General features: G+C 62.1%; 16 protein-coding genes and 1 pseudogene. 2 read left to right on the top strand and 15 right to left on the bottom strand.

Annotation, left to right across the window (positions count from 1 at the left end; genetic code table 11):
- The first annotated feature begins 6 nt into the window (after positions 1-6).
- Both ASE36_RS13360 and ASE36_RS13355 read left to right on the top strand, forming a co-directional pair.
- On the top strand, positions 7-276 hold the full coding sequence (locus tag ASE36_RS13360; RefSeq protein ID WP_062280172.1) for a type II toxin-antitoxin system ParD family antitoxin: 270 nt from the start codon (positions 7-9) through the stop codon (positions 274-276).
- Between the two features lie 13 nt (positions 277-289).
- Positions 290-577, top strand: a pseudogene (locus ASE36_RS13355) (type II toxin-antitoxin system RelE/ParE family toxin); the annotation flags it as partial.
- Here the strand turns inward: ASE36_RS13355 and ASE36_RS13350 are convergent.
- From ASE36_RS13350 to ASE36_RS13280, 15 genes are all read right to left on the bottom strand, one after another.
- Positions 566-1,633, bottom strand: coding sequence for a DUF2332 domain-containing protein (locus ASE36_RS13350; RefSeq protein ID WP_062280166.1), 1,068 nt, complete (start codon positions 1,631-1,633; stop codon positions 566-568). The pseudogene ASE36_RS13355 and the gene ASE36_RS13350 sit on opposite strands and share 12 nt — an antisense overlap.
- A 20-nt stretch (positions 1,634-1,653) precedes the next feature.
- Positions 1,654-2,142, bottom strand: coding sequence for a MaoC family dehydratase (locus ASE36_RS13345; RefSeq protein ID WP_062280163.1), 489 nt, complete (start codon positions 2,140-2,142; stop codon positions 1,654-1,656).
- A gap of 89 nt (positions 2,143-2,231) precedes the next feature.
- Positions 2,232-4,190: a glycogen debranching protein GlgX gene (glgX, locus tag ASE36_RS13340; RefSeq protein ID WP_062280160.1), complete on the bottom strand. Its 1,959-nt coding sequence runs from the start codon at positions 4,188-4,190 to the stop codon at positions 2,232-2,234.
- Between the two features lie 80 nt (positions 4,191-4,270).
- Positions 4,271-4,999 carry an arsenical resistance protein ArsH gene (arsH, locus tag ASE36_RS13335; RefSeq protein WP_062280157.1) on the bottom strand — a complete coding sequence of 243 codons (729 nt, stop codon included), beginning with the start codon at positions 4,997-4,999 and terminating at the stop codon, positions 4,271-4,273.
- Complete coding sequence (gene arsC / locus ASE36_RS13330) at positions 4,974-5,399, bottom strand: arsenate reductase (glutaredoxin) (protein ID WP_062280154.1); 426 nt, start codon at positions 5,397-5,399, stop codon at positions 4,974-4,976. Before arsC ends, arsH begins: the two co-directional genes overlap by 26 nt.
- Positions 5,396-6,097: an aquaporin gene (locus ASE36_RS13325; RefSeq protein WP_062280152.1), complete on the bottom strand. Its 702-nt coding sequence runs from the start codon at positions 6,095-6,097 to the stop codon at positions 5,396-5,398. Before ASE36_RS13325 ends, arsC begins: the two co-directional genes overlap by 4 nt.
- Complete coding sequence (locus tag ASE36_RS13320) at positions 6,094-6,453, bottom strand: ArsR/SmtB family transcription factor (protein ID WP_062280149.1); 360 nt, start codon at positions 6,451-6,453, stop codon at positions 6,094-6,096. The genes ASE36_RS13325 and ASE36_RS13320 overlap by 4 nt, the downstream gene beginning before the upstream one ends.
- Before the next feature lie 113 nt (positions 6,454-6,566).
- The gene (locus ASE36_RS13315) at positions 6,567-8,195 is read right to left on the bottom strand and encodes an alpha-D-glucose phosphate-specific phosphoglucomutase (RefSeq protein WP_062280146.1); all 1,629 of its coding nucleotides are present in this window, start codon (positions 8,193-8,195) and stop codon (positions 6,567-6,569) included.
- A 3-nt stretch (positions 8,196-8,198) separates the two neighbouring features.
- Entirely contained in the window at positions 8,199-9,638 is a 1,440-nt protein-coding gene (glgA, locus tag ASE36_RS13310) for a glycogen synthase GlgA (protein WP_062280141.1), read from the bottom strand.
- 8 nt (positions 9,639-9,646) lie between these two features.
- Entirely contained in the window at positions 9,647-10,906 is a 1,260-nt protein-coding gene (gene glgC / locus ASE36_RS13305; protein WP_062280137.1) for a glucose-1-phosphate adenylyltransferase, read from the bottom strand.
- Between the two features lie 13 nt (positions 10,907-10,919).
- Positions 10,920-13,133, bottom strand: a complete 2,214-nt coding sequence (gene glgB, locus ASE36_RS13300; RefSeq protein WP_062280133.1) for a 1,4-alpha-glucan branching protein GlgB — start codon at positions 13,131-13,133, stop codon at positions 10,920-10,922.
- Positions 13,133-15,595 carry a glycogen/starch/alpha-glucan phosphorylase gene (locus ASE36_RS13295; protein ID WP_062280130.1) on the bottom strand — a complete coding sequence of 821 codons (2,463 nt, stop codon included), beginning with the start codon at positions 15,593-15,595 and terminating at the stop codon, positions 13,133-13,135. Before ASE36_RS13295 ends, glgB begins: the two co-directional genes overlap by 1 nt.
- A 265-nt stretch (positions 15,596-15,860) precedes the next feature.
- Complete coding sequence (locus tag ASE36_RS13290; protein ID WP_162244217.1) at positions 15,861-17,084, bottom strand: VWA domain-containing protein; 1,224 nt, start codon at positions 17,082-17,084, stop codon at positions 15,861-15,863.
- Positions 17,085-17,177: 93 nt separating this feature from the next.
- Positions 17,178-18,059, bottom strand: coding sequence for a transglutaminase family protein (locus ASE36_RS13285; RefSeq protein WP_062280124.1), 882 nt, complete (start codon positions 18,057-18,059; stop codon positions 17,178-17,180).
- Between the two features lie 4 nt (positions 18,060-18,063).
- The gene (locus ASE36_RS13280) at positions 18,064-20,478 is read right to left on the bottom strand and encodes a circularly permuted type 2 ATP-grasp protein (protein ID WP_062280121.1); all 2,415 of its coding nucleotides are present in this window, start codon (positions 20,476-20,478) and stop codon (positions 18,064-18,066) included.

The raw sequence follows: 20,478 nt of genomic DNA, 5'->3' as shown, positions 1-20,478 counted from the left end.
AATACGATGAAATCCTTGGGAAATGAGACTCTGAAGGCCGTGGACGACCTTGTTGAGATCGGCGGTTTTGCGTCTGCGGATGAGGCTGTGCTTGCCGCGATCGAGGCCTGGCATAGAGAAACGGATGAGCACGCTGAACAGCTTGAAGCCATCCGTCTGCGGGTGCGCCGCTCGATCGATGATCCTCGTCCGAGCCTCAGCATTGAAGAGGTCGATGCTGCGCTTGACGAGATGATGGCCGAACCGCGACCGGTGTCGGGACGCGCGGCGCGCTAAGGTTCGCTTCCGCCCAGAGGCCCTGAACGACCTACGAGAGATTTTCGGATTTGTACTGTCGTTAAGTCAGTCGTCAGAGACTGCGAGGCGATATGTTGGACGCATCCGCTCGCGCTATGAGCGGATAGGTGACGCTCCTTATGGCGGAGTTTCTAGGGAGGACTTGGCGCCGGGTCTACGCATGGTTCCGTTCGAGCTTAGTGCGGTTGTGCTCTATCTCGTTGATGCTGGCGACGTCGTGATCACCAACATCTTCTACGGACGGCGGAACTATACCGCTCTGCTCAACTCAAGCAGCTGAACCTTCCCACCCAACCCACTTCACCCACCGCCCATGAAAATCCGCCCGGCCAATCTCACGGGTCTCGCCCGTCGGCCAAAGCGTGAGCAGGAGTGCCGCTCCTTCCGGTTTGCCGTCCGCCTCCAGCTGCAGGCGAGCGAGCGGTGCGGCTTCCGTCGCACGACTGCCGGCTCCTGCGATCAGTGCTTCACCCTCGGCTTTCAACGCGGGTGGCAGATATTGCCAGGCGATGGTGTGGTAGATGACATGCGCCACGCCGGGACGCGGCGTTGCCAGACGCTTGTGCAACCAGTCGATGGCGTCGGCTTTTTCCACTTTCAGGCCGCTTTCGGTCGCGATTTCTAGCGCTGCTGCCGTGCGGTCGAGGCGGTCCTGCTGGTCGGCCCAGATATAGGAGAAGAGCCGCAGGCGGTCATCTTCTGACGATGGGTCGAGCGGGTTCAGGTCGCAGCCGGCCCGTTCGGTGACCTTGATTTCAGCCTCGGGTGGCTGTGGGCCGCGCCAATGCGGGGCGAGGGTCACCGGCGATGCATTGCCCCAACGGAACTCCCCGAGTTGGTAGCTGTAGCGGTCCCATTGCAGGTTCAGCCCGGCGCTCGCGCCGACTTCCGAGAGGATCAGCGGCTTTCCGGTCAGTGCCGCAATTGTCAGGAAGCCTGGAAGGAGTGCTGATGAGCGGCGCACCTCGTTGGTCTGCGGGGCGGATTTCAGGCGGTCGAGAATGAAGGCCGCGTCGCGCCGCAGGGCGGCCTCGACAGCGGACCAGAGTGTGTCGTCATCGACTGCATGCGGCGGATAGGTTTCCGCGAGTGCGGGATCCTGGCCGGATCTGACCAGAGCATGCAGCGTGCCTGCAAGCCGCAGCGCCAGCGCATCGCCGGTGCCGTCAGGGTTGCCCGGCCAAGCGAGGACCGTTGCACCGACGGGCGTCCTATCGGTCAGCCGTTCGGCCGCCAGTGTGCACAGCCGCGCGGTGAAAGGCGAGCCGAGATCGGCGCAGGCCTTGGCTTGGCGGAGGAAACTCTGGCGGATCAGTTCGCTGCGGTCGTCGGTCATGGTCTAAAGCGCCTTTCGTGTCAGACGCCTTCCGGCCGGTCCTTCGGATCGAACTGCGAGATGGTGATCCAGTCGGCAGTCAGCGCCGGCTTGCGTTCGTCCTCTATCTCGACCGTCACCTCATAGGTGTTCATCAGCATGCCGGCGCCGCGAAAGCGGGCTTCGGCGAGCTTGAACGAGCCGCGAATGCGCTTGCCGGTCTTCACCGGCGACATGAAGCGGACTTTCTCGAACCCGTAATTGATACCCATGGTCTGCTCGATGATCTTCGGCAGGCAGTTGTAGTTCATCGCCGAAAGCAGCGAGAGCGTCAGGAACCCATGGGCAATGGTCCCGCCGAAGGGCGTCTCGGCAGCAGCGCGCACCGGATCGGTGTGGATGAACTGATGGTCCATGGTGGCGCCGGCAAAGGCGTCGATCATCGGTTGGTCGACGGTGATCCAGTCGGAAACCCCAACCACGGTACCAATGAGGCCCTGCACGTCCTTGAGCGAAATCTCTTGCGGCATGAAAAGAACCCAATCCTTCAATAATTCCCGCAAGCTACAGCCGCTTGGTGTCAGGCGGAATAGGGTCTGGTCACAGATCGGCGAGAATTCTAGCTCTCGACCCAGAAATCCACCGTCCGGGGCTTCACATTGGCCTTGGCAGCACTTCGTCCAGTCTCCATACGGCGCCATTTGCGCTTTTCTACAGCCGGCAACAGGAAATCCGCCGGTTCCGCTGAGCGGTTGATCAGCACGGCGACGCGGCAGTCCTTGCCTGTCTCGCGATCGATGGCAGCGACCACCATGGCAAAGGCGCCGAGGTCGGGCGTTTCCCAGTCGGCGACCGTCATGGGCAGGCCGCCGGTGTTGAGCCAGCTGACATCGCCGTCGCCGGTCAGCACACTCGTATCCATGAAACAGGAGAAACGCTGTCGCATGGCGGCAAGGCGGGCGGTAGTCTCGATGAGTTCCTCATCCGCTTTCGACCAGTCGAGCCAGGTGAGGGCATTGTCCTGGCAATAGGCATTGTTGTTGCCATGTTGTGTGCGGCCGAACTCGTCGCCTGCTGTCAGCATGATCGCGCCGCGGCTGGCGAAAAGGGTCGAGAGTAGCGCTTCGACATCCTGTCGGCGCTTCTTCACGATCGCCTTGTCGAATGTTTCACCCTCGACGCCGTTGTTCCAGGAATGGTTCTCGTTGTGGCCGTCGCGGTTTTGCTCGCCATTCGCCTCGTTATGTTTGTGCTCGAAGGAGACGAGGTCGTAGAGCGAGAAGCCGTCATGGGCGGCGATGAAGTTGACGCTGCGGGTCTGGCCGTGGCCGTCATAGGCGAAGAGATCGGCAGAGCCGGCAAGCGCGGTTGCAAGATCCCCCGTCGTCCCGGCATCGCCGCGCCAGTGGCGGCGGAAGGTGTCGCGGGCGCGGTCGTTCCATTCGAGAAAGGCGGGTGGGAAGCGGCCGAGCTGGTAACCACCAGGGCCGATGTCCCAGGGTTCGGCAATCAGGATGCGGTCTTCCAGCACCTCGTCTTCGAGGATGGCCTTCAGCGTCGGCGCATCCTGATGGAAGCCGTCCCAGTGGCGGCCCATGATCGGGGCGAGGTCGAAGCGGAAACCATCGACACCGGCTGCGAGCACAAAGTGGCGGAGTGTGTCGACGATCAGTTGCCGCACGAAAGGATGATCGCAGGCCAGCGTGTTGCCGCAGCCAGTGTCGTTGACCAGAGTGCCGGGATCATCCGCCACATGACGGAAGAGGGATCGGTTGTCGATGCCGCGCATGGAAAGCGTGGTGCCCAAGACATCGCTTTCGCCGGAATGGTTGAAGACGAGGTCGAGGATGACGCCGATGCCTTCGGCGTGGAGCGCTGCGACCGTGTCACGCAGTTCCTTCACCCCGCCGGGCACAAGGCGCGGATCGAGCGCCATCATCGCCACAGGATTGTAGCCCCAGCTGTTGGTGAGGCCGAGTGGAGGCAGGTGGCGTTCGTCGATCCAGGCGGTTATCGGCATCAGTTCGACCATGTCGACGCCGATGCGGCGCAGGTGGGCCAAGATGGCGGGGTGGGCAAGTGCGGCGAGCGTGCCGCGCTGCGCTTCCGGCACATCCGGATGCAGCATGGTCAACGCCTTGACATTGACCTCGTAGATAAAGCCGGCGCGGTCGCCGAGCGGCATCATGGGTTTGAGCGGCTTGTGGGCCTTGAGGATCGTCTTCGGCATCAGGTCGGCGGTGTCGGTGCCGAATTGGCCAAGCCTGACATCATAGACGAAGGGCCGGTCGAGTTCGGTGGCATAGGGATCGACGAGGAGCTTGGATGGATCGTGCCAATGGCCCTCGGAAGGATTATAAGGGCCCTGGATGCGAAAGCCGTAGCGGGCGCCTTCCTTGATGCCCGAGGCGAAGACATGGTGCACATCGCCTTCGCCGCGCGTCATCGATAGACGGGCGAGTTCGGTCTCACCGCGTTCGTCGAAGAGGCAGAGCTCGACGAGACGTGCATGGTGCGACCAGAGGCGGAAATCGGCTCCGGTCTTGCCGAGGATCGCTCCGAGCATCGTTTCCGTCATGTCTCGCCTCGCGGTCGGGTTGATTCTCTCGCCTCAGGGAACAATAGCAGGCGGACGGCTGCCGACCAGAGCGGTTGCGCTTACATCGCCTTCAGGTTCACACCCTTAACGGCCGCTTCCTTGCGTTCGCTGTAGCGATCGGTGAGGTAGCCGGAGATGTCGCGTGTAAGGAGGGTAAACTTTACCAGTTCCTCGCAGACATCGACGACGCGCTCGTAATAGGAGGAGGGCTTCATCCGGCCTTCGCCGTCGAACTCCTGATATGCCTTGGCGACGGAGGACTGGTTCGGGATGGTGATCATGCGCATCCAGCGGCCGAGCAGGCGCATGGCATTGACCGCGTTGAACGACTGCGAACCGCCTGAGACCTGCATGACGGCGAGTGTCTTGCCCTGGGTCGGGCGGATGGCGCCGATCGAGAGCGGTATCCAGTCGATCTGCGCCTTCATGATGCCGGTCAATGTGCCGTGACGCTCGGGGCTGACCCAGACCTGACCTTCTGACCACTCCGAAAGCTCACGCAGTTCCTGCACCTTGGGGTGGCTCACCGGGGCATCGTCGGGCAAGGGCAGGCCGGAGGGATCGAAGACCTTCACTTCGGCGCTGAAATGTTCGAGCAGGCGCTTGGCCTCCATCGCCAGCAGGCGACTGTAGGAGACCTGCCGGACTGAGCCGTAAAGGATCAGGATGCGTGGCTTGTGGGCCGAGAAGGGGCGGCGCAGGGCGTCAAGATCCGGCAGGCGCAGGTGGTCGAGGTCGGCGGCGGGGAGGTCGATAGTCACATCAGACAATTCGGTTGCCCTCCGCATCGAGCACGGCCTCGCCGTCTTCCTTGACGAAGGCAGAGGTGAAGCCATCAGACGGCAGGATGTCGAGCACCAGGTCGGAAGGCCGGCAAAGGCGGGTGCCGATCTCGGTGACGACGAGCGGACGGTTGATCAGGATCGGCGTCGCGATCATCGCGTCGAGCAACTGGTCATCCGAGAGGGCGGGGTTGGCCAGGCCGAGGTCCTCATAGGGCGTGCCTTTTTCGCGGATCGCTTGGCGAACCGAAAGGCCGGCATCGGCGATCATCTTTGCCAGTTCGGGCTTGCTCGGCGGTGTCTTCAGGTACTCGATGACGATGGGCTCGATGCCGGCATGGCGGATGATTTCCAGCGTGTTGCGCGAGGTGCCACAGGCCGGGTTGTGATAGATGGTAACGGTCATGGACGTTCCGTTGCTTCGGGGACGATCGGAGAGATTTGATTGCGGCTCTCGGTGAAGAGCCAAGCGGCGAGAGCCGCCGCGATGAGGGCGCCGGCCAGCTGGGCGAGGATGAATCCGGGGAGGTCGGCGGGCCGAATGCCAGCAAAGGTGTTGGTCAGGCTGCGGGCGATGGCGACTGCCGGATTGGCGAAGGAGGTGGATGCAGTGGACCAGTAGGCGGCCGTGATGTAGAGACCGACCAGCATCGGAATGGCGTCTGCCTTGAAGCGCAAGCCGCCGAGAATGGTCAGGAGCAGGCCGAAGGTTGCTACCGCTTCCGCCGTCCACTGCGCCGATCCCGTTCGAACCGTCTCCGAGACCTGAAAGATCGAAAGGTCGAACATGGCATGGGCAATCAGCGTGCCGGCGATGCCGCCGAGGATCTGGGCAAGCATGTAAGGCAGCACGGAGGAGGCCTCCAGTTCCTTGCGCAGGGCAAAGACGAGGGTCACGGCCGGGTTGAAATGGGCACCCGAGATCGGCCCCAAAATGGTGATCAGCACGAAGAGGATGGCGCCGGTCGGGATCGTGTTGCCGAGAAGGGAGATCGCGACATCGTCGGAGAGGCGGTCGGCCATGATGCCGGAGCCGACGACGGTGGCCACGAGGAGGGCGGTGCCGAGTGCTTCGGCGCTGAGGCGCCGTGACAGATCGGTCATTGCTGCAGCCCCGTTTTGGCCGCCGGGCTGCAGCGGGCGAGATCATCGATCAGCGGCTGGCAGAGGCTGGCATTGCCGCCGCAGCAATCCTTGAGCAGGTAAAGAGCAACGGCGCGGAAGCGATCGAGATCGGCACGGTAGACAATCGAGCGGCTCTGACGCTCGCCGGTCACCAGGCCGGCTTGCGACAGTGTCGACAGATGCGCCGACATGGTGTTCTGCGGCACGCCGATCAGGCGGGCGAGCTCGCCGGCGGGCACACCATCGGGTTCATGCGCCACCAGCAGCCGAAAGGTCTGCAGGCGGGTTGGTTGGGCCAAAGCGGCGAGTGCCGCGATCGTCGATTTTTCATCCACATATCCAGAATATTGGATATGAGGTGGGAGTCAATCGGAGTCAGGTGGCAGACAAAAAAAACCCGGTGTCGATGACGCCGGGGTTTCGATGCATGAGGCAGGCCTCTGTGAGATCACGTAATGACCGTCGGCTCGCTCATACCCGTGTAGCGCTCGATCTCCGCGACTTCCTCCGCCGCCGCGATCAGGTCGGCGAGCGCTTCCTGTGTCTCGATCCCATGACGGCTGGCGTCGGGCTCGTAGCGCTCGACATAGAGGCGCAGCGTCGCGCCCGAGGTGCCGGTGCCGGAGAGGCGGAAGACGATGCGGCTGCCGCCTTCGAAGAGGATGCGGATGCCCTGGTTCTTCGAGACGGAGTGGTCGATCGGGTCGTGATAGGCGAAGTCATCGGCAGCGTTGACGGTGAGGCCGTTGATCTTGGTGCCGGGCAGGCTGTGTAGCTTGGTGCGCAGAGCGGTGACAAGCGCGTTGGCATTGTCCGTGTCAACGCCTTCGTAGTCGTGACGCGAATAGTAGTTGCGGCCGTATTCGGCCCAGTGGCTTTCCACGATCTGCTTCACGCTCTGCTTGCGGGCAGCAACGATGTTGAGCCAGAAGAGCACCGCCCAGAGGCCGTCCTTTTCGCGCACATGGTCCGAGCCGGTGCCGAAGCTTTCTTCACCGCAGACGGTGACCTTGCCGGCATCCATCAGGTTGCCGAAGAATTTCCAGCCGGTCGGGGTCTCATACATGCCGATGCCGAGCTTTTCGGCGACGCGGTCGGCGGCGGCACTGGTCGGCATGGAGCGGGCGATGCCGGCGATGCCGTTTTTGTAGCCGGGCGCGCAGGTGGCATTGGCGGCGATCATCGCGAGGCTGTCGGAGGGGGTGACGAACATGCCCTTGCCGACGACCATGTTGCGGTCGCCGTCGCCGTCGGAGGCGGCGCCAAAGTCCGGGCCGTCGGCGCTCATGACATCGTCGTAGAGGGTCTTGGCATGGACGAGGTTCGGGTCCGGGTGATGGTGGCCGAAGTCGGGCAGGGGGATTTCGTTGCGCACGGAGCCTGCGGGCGCCCCCAAGCGCTTTTCGAGGATTTCGACGGCATAGGGGCCTGTGACGGCGCTCATCGAATCGATCACCACGCGGAAGCCGCCTGCGATGAGCGCGCGGATGGCGGGGAAGTCGAAAAGCGTTTCCATCAGGTCGGCATAGTCGGTGACCGGGTCGATCACTTCGATGGTCATGCCGGAGAGATCAAAGCTGCCGATGGTGTCGAGATCGATGTCAGCGACGTCTGCGATCTTGTAGCTGTCGATGACCTTGGTGCGGGCGAAGATCGCATCGGTGATCTTTTCCGGGGCGGGGCCGCCATTGCCGATATTGTACTTGATGCCGAAGTCTTCGGTCGGGCCGCCGGGATTGTGGCTGGCCGACAGAACGATGCCGCCGAAGGCCTGATATTTGCGGATAACATGCGAGGCTGCCGGCGTGGACAGGATGCCGCCCTTGCCGACCAAGACCTTGCCGAAGCCGTTGGCGGCGGCCATCTTCAGCGCCTTCTGGATGACTTCGCGGTTGTAGAAGCGGCCGTCTCCGCCGATCACCAGGGTCTGCCCCTGGAAGCCCTCAAGGCTGTCGAAGATCGCCTGGATGAAGTTCTCGGCGTAGTTTTCCTGCTGGAAGACCGGAACCTTCTTGCGCAGTCCCGAGGTGCCGGGCTTCTGGTCGGCATAGGGCTTGGTGGAGACGGTCGAGATCATCGATTACTGGCCTTTCGAGACGAGGCGTTGGTAGAGTTCAACATAGGAAATAGCACTCCTGTTCCAGGAGACGTCGGACTTCATGCCCTGCTTCTGCATCTGCGACCAGAGACGCTGGTCACTGTAGAGGCGCAGTGTGCGACGGATGGCGCGGCGGAGCGCGTCTGCCGTCACCGGCGCGAATTGTACGCCGGTCGCAACGCCTGCAGCCAAGGCGGCCTCGTTGGCGTCGACGATGGTATCGGCCAGACCGCCGGTCCGGGCAACGAGCGGAATGCAGCCGTAGCGCAGGGCGTAAAGCTGGGTGAGACCACAGGGCTCGAAGCGGGAGGGCACGAGGATAACATCGGCGCCCGCCTGCATCAGGTGCGACAGTTTCTCGTCATAGCCGAGGACCATGCCAACCCGGCCGCGGTTGTGGGCGGCAGCGCCCTGAAGCGCGGCTTCGATGTCGCTGTCACCTGAGCCGAGAATGGCGAGCTTGCCGCCTCCCGCAAGCATCTCGTCCAGAACCTCGGGCAGCAGGTCGAGCCCCTTCTGCCAGGTGAGGCGCGAGACCACGGCAAAGATCGGGCCATCGCCGGTGTCGAGACCGAAGCGTTCGACGAGGGCGGCGCGGTTGCCGGCGCGTTTCTTCAGGTTTGCGGCGGAATAGCCCGAAGGCAAGAGTGTGTCGGATGCCGGGTTCCAGACATCGGCGTCGATGCCGTTGACGATGCCATAGAGATCGGGGCTGCGGCTTGCGATCAAGCCTTCGAGGCCCATGCCGAATTCGGGCGTCAGGATTTCATCCGCATAGGATGGGCTGACGGTCGAAACGGCGTGCGCGGTGATGATGCCGCTCTTCAGGTAGCTTAGCGTGCCATAATATTCGAGCGCCTCGTAAAAGGCGTGGTCGGGCAATTCGAGATAGGGAAAGAGCGAGCCGGCGAACTGGCCCTGGAAGGCGATGTTGTGGATGGTGATGAGGCTCGGCACCTCAGGCGTCTCGGCATAGCGCATATAGACCGGCACCAGAGCGCTCTGCCAGTCGTGCACATGCACGAGGTCCGGCTTGAAGTCGGGGAGTGCGCCGGCCGCGATCTCGGCGCCAGCCTTGGAGAGAACTGCAAAACGCTTCCAGTTATCGGGATAATCGCGGCCATGGGTATCGAGATAGGGACCGCCGGAGCGCTCGTAGAGCTGGGGGCAGTCGAGGATCAGGATATCCAGACCCTCGTGGCGCACCGAGAGCAGGGTGGCATGCTCGTCCAGCAGGTTGTCGAACGCGTGGACCTTCTTCGGCGCCTTCACCGCCTTCATCACCGCCGGATAGCCGGGGATCAGGGTTTTTGTCTCGACGCCGTGGGCAGCGAGCGCCAAGGGCAGGGCGCCGGCCACGTCGGCCAGGCCCCCTGTCTTGATCAGCGGGTAGAGTTCGGAGGCAACCGAAAGGACCTTCATGGATATGTCTAACCCAGTTTGTCGAGCATTGCCTGGGTGATCAGGCAAATTCCATTCTCACTGCGGCGGAAGCGCTTGGCATCCATTTCCGGATCTTCCCCGACGATCAAACCTTCGGGGATGACCACACCGTGGTCGATCACGACATTGGTAAGGCGTGCATGACGCCCGACTTGAACTTTCGGCAGGACAACAGCGCCCTCAAGGCGGGAGTAGGAATTGGCGCGCACACCGGTAAAGAGAAGGCTCTTGTAGAGCGAGGAGCCGGAGATGATGCAGTCGCCCGAGACGAGCGAAGAGATCGCCGAACCACGGCGGCCTTCATCGTCATGGACGAACTTGGCGGGTGGGGTGATTTCGGAATAGGTCCAGATCGGCCAGGTCTTGTCGTAGAGGTCAAGTTCCGGAACGATATCGGTCAGGTCGATATTGGCCTGCCAATAGGCATCGATCGTGCCGACGTCGCGCCAGTAGGGCTCGCGCTCGAAGTCGGAACGGACGCAGGACTGGGCAAAGCGGTGGGCAACGGCCTTGCCGCTCTTCACAACATAGGGAATGATGTCCTTGCCGAAGTCGCGGCTGGAGTCCGGATCGGCGGCGTCACGGCGCAGCAGTTCCATCAGGAATTTCGTGTGGAAGACATAGATGCCCATCGAGGCCAGCGCCAGATCCGGATTGCCGGGAATGCCCGGCGGATCGGCCGGCTTCTCGACGAAGTCGATGATGCGATCTGTGGCATCCACATGCATGACGCCGAAGCCGGTCGCTTCCATACGCGGGACTTCGAGGCAGCCAATGGTCACGTCAGCACCTGAATCGACATGCTGCTGGAGCATCTGCTCGTAGTCCATCTTGTAGATGTGGTCACCGGCGAGAATGACCATGTATTCCGGCGCATAAGACTCGATGATGTCGGCGTTCTGGTAGACGGCATCGGCCGTGCCTTCATACCACTGTGTCTCGGAGACGCGCTGAGAGGCGGGCAGGATGTCGAAGCTTTCGTTGCGCTCGGGGCGGAAGAAGTTCCAGCCGAGCTGCAGGTGGCGGATCAACGAGTGGGCCTTGTACTGGGTTGCGACCCCGATGCGGCGGATGCCGGAGTTGAGCGCGTTCGACAGGGCGAAATCGATGATGCGGGCCTTGCCGCCGAAATAGACCGCAGGCTTTGCGCGGCGGTCCGTCAGTTCCTTGAGGCGGCTTCCGCGGCCACCGGCCAACACATAGGCCATGGCATCGCGCGACAGGCTTTTTGTTCTCTTTTCCGTCATTGTCATCCTCCCCTTATTGTTCCAATTCCAGCATGATCACGGCGAGCGGGGGCAGTGTCAGTCCTGCCTTTGCCCAGTCACCTCCCGTGGCATGCGCCTCCACGCGACCACCATTTCCCTTGCCGCTGCCGCCATAGATCTCGGCATCGGTGTTGAGTATCTCACGCCAACGGCCGGCTGCAGGCAAGCTCAATTCGTAGCGTTCATGGAAGTTCGGTGTCAGATTGCAGATCACGGCGATCGGCTTTTCGCCCGGTGCCTTGCGAAGCCAGGCAAAGACGGAATTGTCCTGGTCGTCGCCGATGATCCATTCGAAGCCCTCGCCTTCGCAATCGCGCGCATGCAGCGCCGGCTTCGAGCGGTAGGTGAAGTTCAGGTCACGAACCAGCCGGCGCATGCCTTCATGCGGCGCATAGGCAAGCAGGTTCCAGTCCAGCGATCGCTCCTCCGACCATTCGCCCCACTGGGCAAATTCCTGACCCATGAACAAGAGCTTCTTGCCCGGATGGCCCCACATCAGGCCGTAATAGGCGCGCAAGTTGGCAAATTTCTGCCAGTCGTCGCCGGGCATCTTGGCTATCATCGAGCCTTTGCCATGCACCACTTCGTCGTGAGAAATCGGCAGGACAAAGTTTTCCGAGAAGGCGTAGAGCAGGCCGAAGGTCAGTTCGCTGTGATGGTGTTTCCGGTAGATTGGATCACGGGCGAAATAGCTCAGCGTGTCATGCATGAAGCCCATGTTCCACTTGAAGCCGAAGCCGAGACCGCCTTCATGCACGGGCTGCGAGACCTTGGGCCAGGAGGTGCTTTCCTCGGCGATGGTCATGATGCCCGGGTGGCTTCCATAGACATGGTGGTTCATCTGCTGGAGGAACCGCACGGCTTCCAGGTTTTCCCGACCGCCATATTCGTTGGGGATCCACTCGCCTTCCTTGCGGGAATAATCGAGGTAGAGCATGGATGCGACCGCATCGACGCGCAGGCCGTCGATGTGGAACTTCTCCGCCCAGTAGAGGGCGTTGTTGATCAGGTAGGACAGGACCTCCAAGCGGCCGAAATTGTAGATCGCCGTGTTCCAGTCCGGGTGGAAACCCTGACGCGGGTCGGCATGTTCGTAAAGTGCTGTCCCGTCAAAGTGACGAAGCCCATGCGCGTCTGTCGGAAAGTGGGCCGGGACCCAATCGAGAATGACGCCGAGGCCAACCTTGTGGCAGCCATTGACGAAGCGGGCGAACCCTTCCGGTTCGCCGAAACGCGCTGTCGGCGCGTAGAGCCCGGTCGTCTGATAGCCCCAGGACGGATCGTAAGGGTGCTCGGCGATCGGCATGAATTCGATATGGGTAAAGCCCATGTCGACGCAGTAGGGGATCAGCCGCTCGGCCATCTCGTCCCAAGTCAGCATCGAGCCGTCGTCGCGCCGCTGCCAGGAGCCGGCATGGACCTCGTAGATCGACACCGGCTGGCGGCGCTGATCGATGCTTGCCCAATGCTTGCGATGGGCCTCGTCGTCCCAAACCTGTTCCAGTTCGCCCGTCGTCACCGAGGCGTTCTTCGGTCGCATCTCGGCGCGGCGCGCGTAAGGGTCGGCCTTAAGCGGCAGAAGTTCGCCATGCGGGCCGACGATTTCAAACTTGTAGGTGGCACTTGAGCGGACGTCCGGAGCGAAGATCTCCCAGATTCCGGTGTCGCGGCGAAGCCGCATGACGTGGCGGCGACCGTCCCAGTCGTTGAAATCACCGACCACAGAGACCCGGCGCGCGTTCGGGGCCCAGACGGCAAAGTGGAAACCATCGACGCCCTGATGCTTGATCGGATGCGCACCCATCTTGTCGAAGAGACGCAGGTGCGAGCCTTCCCGGATGAAGTAGTCATCCATGGGGCCCAGGATCGGCCAGAAGCTGTAGGGGTCTGTGACCATCCATTCATCGTCGCCACGGGTGGCGCGGTAGCGGATCGGCTGCAGGGAGGTGGCGCTGACGATGCCGGAAAAGAAGCCTGCGTCGTGACGCTGTGTCAGTTCGCCGATCGCCTCACCCGACAGGGTATGGGCCGTGACCGTCTCTGCACCCGGAATAAAGCACCGGGCGACGAATCCGCCGTCATGCTCCTGCAGGCCAAGAAAGGCGAAGGGGTCACCGTGTGTGCCGTTGATGATTGCCTGGATTTCGTCCGCCGACGGTGTATCCGGCTTGGGGTCGACACCGTTTTTCTTCGGCGATTTTGCCATCAGGCTCTCCAAATGTCCGCATTGTACTGGCGAATGGTGCGGTCGGATGAGAACCAGCCCATGCGTGCGGTGTTGCGGATGGTCTTGGAATACCAGCCGGATTTGCCGGCCCAGATCTCGTCGACCTGACGCTGGGCCTGGGCATAGGCGTCGAAGTCTGCGGCGACCATAAACCAGTCGTGCTGGTAGATGCCCTGCATCAGGCCGGCATAGCGGTCGCGGTCATCGGGTGAGAAGACGCCCGAGGCGATCGAGGAGAGGGCCTGTTGCAATTCGCGTGACGCGTCGATGGCGGCGCGAGGATTGTGTCCCTCGGCCCTCACACGTCCGACCTCGTCCGCGGTCATTCCGAAAATCACTATGTTCTCCTCCCCGACATGGTCGCGCATTTCGACATTGGCGCCATCGAGTGTTCCGATGGTCAATGCACCGTTCAACGCGAACTTCATGTTCCCGGTTCCGGATGCTTCCATGCCGGCGGTAGAAATCTGTTCGGAGAGGTCGGCAGCCGGCACCATGACTTCTGCCAGAGACACATTGTAGTTCGGCACGAAGACGACCTTCAGCAGGCCGCGCACCGAAGGGTCGTTGTTGACGACGCGCGCGACGTCGTTGGCGAGTTTGATGATCAGCTTGGCGTTGTGATAGCTCGGGGCTGCCTTGCCGGCGAACAGCTTGACGCGCGGTACCCAGTCCCGCTCCGGATGGGAGCGGATCTGGTCGAAGAGCGCGACCGTCTCGATGATGTTCAAAAGCTGGCGCTTGTATTCGTGGATGCGCTTGATCTGGATGTCGAACATTGCGTCCGGATCGAGCCTGATGCCCATGCGGCCGGCAACCAGGCTTGCCAGACGCACCTTGTTGGCGCGCTTGACGGCTGCGAACTTCTGCTGGAACGACGCGTCGTCGGCAAAGGCATCGAGCGCTTTCAGCTTGTCGGCATCATCAAGAAATTCGGCGCCGATCGCTTCCTTGATCAGGTTAGTGAGATCAGGATTGCACTGCATCAGCCAGCGGCGGGGCGTAATGCCGTTGGTCTTGTTGTTGATGCGGGTCGGATAGAGCTTGTGGAAATCGGCAAAGACCGTCTCCTTCATCAGTTCGGTGTGCAGGGCCGAGACACCGTTGATCGAGTGCGAACCGATGAAAGCGAGGTTACCCATCCGCACGCGGCGATCGCCGCTTTCGTCGATCAGGGAGATGTGGCGGATCTCCTGGTCGTTGAAGCCGCGGTTCTTGCGGGCGTCGAGCAGGATCTTGGCGTTAATCGCATAGACCAGCTGCATGTGGCGCGGCAGAAGCCGCTCGAAAAGCGGCACCGGCCAGCTTTCCAGCGCTTCGGGCAGCAGCGTGTGGTTTGTGTAGGAGAAAGTTTTGGAGGAAATCTCCCAGGCGTCGTCGAAGTTGACCCCATGCACATCGACGAGGAGGCGCATCAGTTCGGCGACGGAGACGGCCGGATGCGTGTCATTGAGCTGGATCGCGACCTTTTCCGGCAGCTGGGCGAGCGTATTGCCCTGCTGCAGGTGGCGGCGCACGATGTCCTGCAGTGAGGCCGAACAGAAGAAGAATTCCTGGCGCAGGCGCAGTTCCTGGCCGGCGGGCGTGGCGTCGGCAGGATACAGCACGCGGGTCAGAGATTCGGCCTTGTTGCTTTCGCGAAGGGCGCCGATGTGGTCGCCGGCATTGAAGGCGTCGAGCAGGATCGGGTCGATCGGCTGGGCAGACCAGAGGCGCAGCGTGTTCACGCGCTCGCCGCGCCAGCCGACGGCCGGCGTGTCATAGGCGGTGGCGATGACGCGTTCGCCCTGTTTCCAGACGTAGCGCAGTTCGCCATCCGGGGCGTCGATCGTCTCGACCGTGCCGCCGTAGCCGACTTCGTAGGAGCTTTCGCGGCGCTCGAATTCCCAGGGGTTGCCATGGGCGAGCCAGCTTTCCGGCAGCTCGACCTGCCAGCCCTCCGCCATCTGCTGGCGGAAGAGGCCGTGCACGTAGCGGATGCCGTAGCCGTAAGCGGGAATGTTGACGGTCGCCATGCTCTCCATGAAACAGGCGGCAAGCCGGCCGAGGCCACCATTACCGAGAGCGGCATCCGGTTCGAGGCCGGCAATGACGTCGAATTCGACGGACAGCGAGGATAGCGCCTCGCGGATGTCGTCCATCAGGCCGAGATTGGACATCGCATCGCGCAGCAGACGGCCGATCAGGAACTCCAGCGACAGGTAATAGACCCGCTTGCCGTTGTTCATGTAGGTGGCGCGCGTCGATTCCATCCAGGTGTCGATGATTCGGTCGCGGACCACGAGGATGGTCGCGGTCAGCCAGTCATGCGGGGTTGCGACTTTCGCGTCCTTGCCGATGCTGTAGGTCAGCTTGTCCATGATTTCGGCGGCCAAGGAGGCCGGGTCGGACGCGACGCGTTTGGGAAGGGGAAGGTCGGCTTTGTGGGGGGTCTTGATCATCGGTCCGCCTGGCTTTGCTCGGTTCGCAGGGCACCACCGGATCCGCTATCGGCGGTCACCCCCTTCGTCGCCAGTTTACGCATCGATATGATACACATGCAACAGGTCGGTGAGAGGCCATGCGAAATTGTTCGCGAATATCAGGTTTCTTGCAAATGCCTGATTTTTCATATGGTTGTTTGCTGGATGCCGGATATGAAAAAGCCGCGACCCGGTGGGTCGCGGCCAATGGCAGGGAATTCTCCGCAAACGCTTTGGACGCGGGTCAGTTGGTCAGGCGGGTGGAGGCCTGAACCGCCTTGTCACCGATTTCCTTGAAGGCCGCGACGAGCTGCGTGGCATTCTGCGCGTCGTAATAATTGGACGTGCTGGAGGCGCAGTACTGAAGCAGGGCCTGCCCGTTGCTCGGTGCCATGAAGGCGACGGTGAAGATCTGGACGCCGGCCTTCTTGGCGGTGTCGCAGGTCGCCTTGGTCTTGGTGTCGGCGCTCGAGTAGTTGTTGTCACCGTCGGTCATGAAAATGATGAACTTGCTCGGAACCTGGCCGTTCTTGTTCTTGTGCGCCGTGTCTTCCTGGGAACTGGAGACGTCCGTGTAAGCCCGCGCCATGGCGTCGGAGGAGTCGGTGCCGCCGGTCGCCGTCAGTGCCTGCACATAGGACAGGGACGTGGTGGTGCCCCACGCCATTGTCGTCGGCGTCTGCATGCTGGCATTGTAGGAAACGGCCGCGGTGCGAACGTATTTGGTCTCCGGATCCGCCGTGTTCAGCTGTGTCGTGAGGCTGGCGACGGCGAGCTTCAGCGAGTCGATTTTGGTGTAATAGTTGGTCGCCTGATAGCTGCAGGTCTTGGAGATGTATTTTTTCCCCTGATAGTAGCTGCAGTCGTAGTAGACTGTCTTGGTCGGCTGTGCGCCATTGACCGTGGTCGTGTCCTCGGCCATCGAGCCGGAGCGGTCGAGCACGAGAAACATCGACAGCGCATTCTTGCTTTCTGTCGTGCTGCGCGCCGTGGAGGAGACCTTGATCGTCACCTCCTTCCAGCCCAGCAAAGCTGTCATGCCGTTTGTCTTCATCGTGTAAGAACTGTTGAGCTTGACGTCGAAGCTCTTGCCGGAAGTCGACGTGGTACGCTCGACACTGCCAATGGCCGCCTTGTCGATTGACGACGAGTTGTTGGGGTCGATGCTCGATTTACCCTCGACGATATTGTAGAATTGCGAAGCCATGAACTTCTTGGCGAGGGACATCGCCTCGTCATCGGAAATGCTCTTCACGGCGAGTGCGTTTGCGGCCGCAAGAACGGCAGAGTCGGTCGAGTCCTGCAGAGCGCTCTTGATCTGGACCATGCGGTTCAAATCCATGGCGACACCTGCACCGGCCGCAGCGACCGGCAGGATGAACGCGGTGATCATGCCGAAATTGCCGGATCGGCAGCCGATCAGGCGTGAGAAGATCGAGGAATGCTGTGTCTTGGTCCTAGCCATCATGTCCATCCAAACGCAGTCTGTGGATGACTTATAGGGGCGGACATGTTCCATTCGGCTTAAGCAAGTCGATAAAATTCGAGCCAATAACCGGATTTACTGCTTAACCGGGATAACATCGACCGATTGATCAGTCTTGTGGCTGCCGTAGCTCTTGAGCACACCGATCACCGGAGCAACATCCGAGTAGTCGCGGCCATAGCCGACGACGATATGGTCGGTGCCGGCGGGGATATTGTTGGTCGGGTCAAATTCCATCCAGCCCGTCAGCTTGCCGCACCAGACGCGCACCCAGGCATGCATGGCATCTGCCCCTTCCAGGCGTTCTTTGCCCGGCGGCGGGATGGTGCGCAGGAAACCGCTGACATAGCCTGCGGGAATGCCGAGACTGCGCAGCGCCACGATCATCACATGGGAGAAGTCCTGGCAGACGCCGCGCTTTTTGGTGAAGGCTTCGGCGGGTGTCGTGTCGACGGTGGTCGCCTCGGGATCGTATTTGAAGTCGCGGTGGATGCGGGCACAGAGCTGTTCGGCGATCTGGCGAACTGTCAGGCTCGGCTTCAGCTCCTTGCGGGCATAGGCCGCGATCTCTTTGTCGCGCGGCAGGCGGGGACTGGTCCCGAGAAAATGATGCGGCGATTCCGCGTCGAGCGTCCATGTCTCGGCGAGTTCCTGCGGCAGCCGATCGAGGATCGGGGAGAAGTCGGCGGGGACCGGCAGAGCCTGGACCATCACGCGCGCCTGCATGCGGATGTCAAGCTTTTCGTGCGGCGCGCGCAGGATCGCGTGGCGGGTCGTGTGGTGGAAGAAATCCTCGAAGGTCGCGAGTTCGTCCGGTTCGGGGGTGACGGTGACGGCGCCGGCGATCAGGCGCTGGCGGTCTGGCAGCGAGAGCGGCAGGAGGCGCAGCATGTGATGCGCGCCCGAGGCCGGGACCTCGTATTTGTAACCGATGTGGAGCGAGAGATCGTACAGCATCGGTTCAATTCAGATAGGTGCGGGCGAGGATATCGGAGAACTTCTCCATCTCGCGCTCAAGATTGGTATAGACCTCGGCCGTCATCGCCTCCGGCGTCATGACAGCCAGGCCCGAATGCAGGCGCATGGCTTCGCGGAAGAGCATCGACATCTGGCCGTTGACCATGGCGTTCGGCAGTTGCTCGGCCTCGATGCGGATCTCGTTCAGCTGGAAGAGGATCGAGCGCGGGTTGAGTGGATCGAGTGCGAGCAGATCGGTTACTGTCAGCCGCGCGGTCGACACGTTGTAGCGGCGCCGGTGGGTCATGACGTTGTCGCCGATCTCCAGCAGCATGTCGAGCGCACCGTCGGGTGCCTCCGGCCCGGTCATGCGTCCGAGCAGGCGTGTCATATGGAGGCCGCGTTCGAGCAGGCGTCCGATGGTGAGGAAGCGCCAACCGGTGAAGCGGTACATGTTTTCATGCACGAGACCGGCAAAGCCCGCGAGCTTGCGCAGCAGGATCGTCATGGCATGGGCGGCATCGTCGCCGGGTTTCACCCGCTCGTGGAAGCGTTTCGCCGTTTTCGACAGGTCATTCAGCGCCAGCCATCCATCGGGCGAGAAGCGGTCGCGGATGTTGCTGGCGGAATAGACGGCGCTGTCGATGTTGCGCAGCAGGCTTTCCGGTACGCCGGTCTTGGTATCGACGTCGATATCGGAGAGGTAGTCGCTCACGAAGGCGAGCAATGGCTGTTCCGGATTGGCGCTTTCGGCATAACGGGCGTGCCAGGCGCGCAGGATGCGCAAGACGCCTTCGGCCCGTTCGATATAGCGGCCAAGCCAGAACAGGTTGTCGGCGGCGCGGCTCGGCAGGCTGCCCGGCATGTTGCGGGTAAAGCTTTCTTCCGCCGGCAAGAGCGAGGTGCGGTCAACAGGCTTGTCGGAGACGATCCAGACATCGGCGGCACTGCCGCCCGATTGCATGGCGATGGCGGACACATCCGAGCCGCTGCCGATGCGGGCAAAGCCACCAGGCATGATCTGCCAGCCGTTCTGGGTGCGGGCGGCAAAGACGCGCAGCGACATCGGCCGCGGCGTCAGCTTGCCATCGACCATGGCGGGGGTGGTCGAGAGGGTTACGACCTCCTGGCCGACGAGATTGCCGGTTTCGGCTTCCAACCATTCCGAGATGCTGCGGCTCTGCGGGTCCTTGTACCGCGAGCCGAGGACGGAGCGGCCATTGTCGTCGAAGAAGGGCAGGCGGGAAAAGGCGGAGCCGACGACCATTCGGTCGAGGTGGCGGGCGACATGCTCGCGCTCAGCCTTCTGGCCGCACCACCAGGTGGCGATGGAGGGTAGCTTCAGCTCTTCGCCGAGCAGATGACGCGAAAGGGTGGGCATAAAGGCAAGCAGCGCCCGGGTTTCGAGAATGCCGGAGCCGAGTGCGTTGACGAAGGTGACGGAGCCATTGCGCAGCGCGTCGACCATGCCGGGCGTGCCGATATAGGAGTTCTGGTCGAGCTCCAGCGGATCGGCAAAAGCGGCGTCGAGGCGGCGCCAGAGAACGCTGACGGGTTTCAGGCCGGCGACAGTGCGGACCATGACCTTGCCGTTGACGACCGTCAGGTCCTCGCCTTCGAGCAGCATGATGCCGAGATAGCGGGCGATATAGGCGTGTTCGAAATAGGTCTCGTTGGCAGGACCGGGAGAAAGGACCGCGATCCGGTCATCGGCGCTCTGCTGGCGTCCCTGCAGCGCCTTGCGGAAGGCGCCGAAGAAGGAGGCAAGGCGGTGGACGTGGGTTTCCGCATAGAGATCGGAAAAGGCTCTGGCTGTCGCGACGCGGTTCTCCAGTGCGAAGCCGGCGCCCGAGGGCGCTTGCGTGCGATCAGCGAGCACCCACCAGTTGCCATCGGGGCCCCGGCCGATTTCGAAGGAACAGAAATGCAGGTAGTGGCCGCCGGCGGGCTTGATGCCGACGAGCGGGCGCAGGAATTCCGGATTGGATGCAATCAGCTGCGGTGGCAGGAAGCCCTCCTGCACCAGCCGGTTTTCCGAATAGATGTCTGCGACGACCGCTTCGAGCAGGTTTGCACGCTGGACAAGGCCATCGGCCAGCACCTGCCATTCTGCATCTGATATCAGGACCGGGATATGCGAAAAGGGCCAGGCGCGTTCGCTCGATCCGCCGGAGCCATAGGCGCGGTAGAACACGCCGGCATCGCGCAGATAGCGGTCGGCCCGCGCGAAACGTTCGTCGAGTTCGTGCTCCGCCATGGTCTCGATGGCCGAGACGAAGGGCTGCCAGACCGGCCGGACAGTGCCCTTGTTGTCGATCATCTCGTCGGCAGCACCCGCCAGCGCGCGATAGCCGGCCAGGCGGGCCGTGCCATTCGCTGGGTCCGGCGGAGAAAGCTCCGCTGCCGTCTTCTGTGCCAT

Source organism: Rhizobium sp. Root274 (assembly GCF_001429245.1).
Lineage (GTDB): Bacteria > Pseudomonadota > Alphaproteobacteria > Rhizobiales > Rhizobiaceae > Allorhizobium.
Note: the sequence above shows the minus strand (reverse complement) of the source record. Positions and strands in the feature narration are given on the sequence as shown.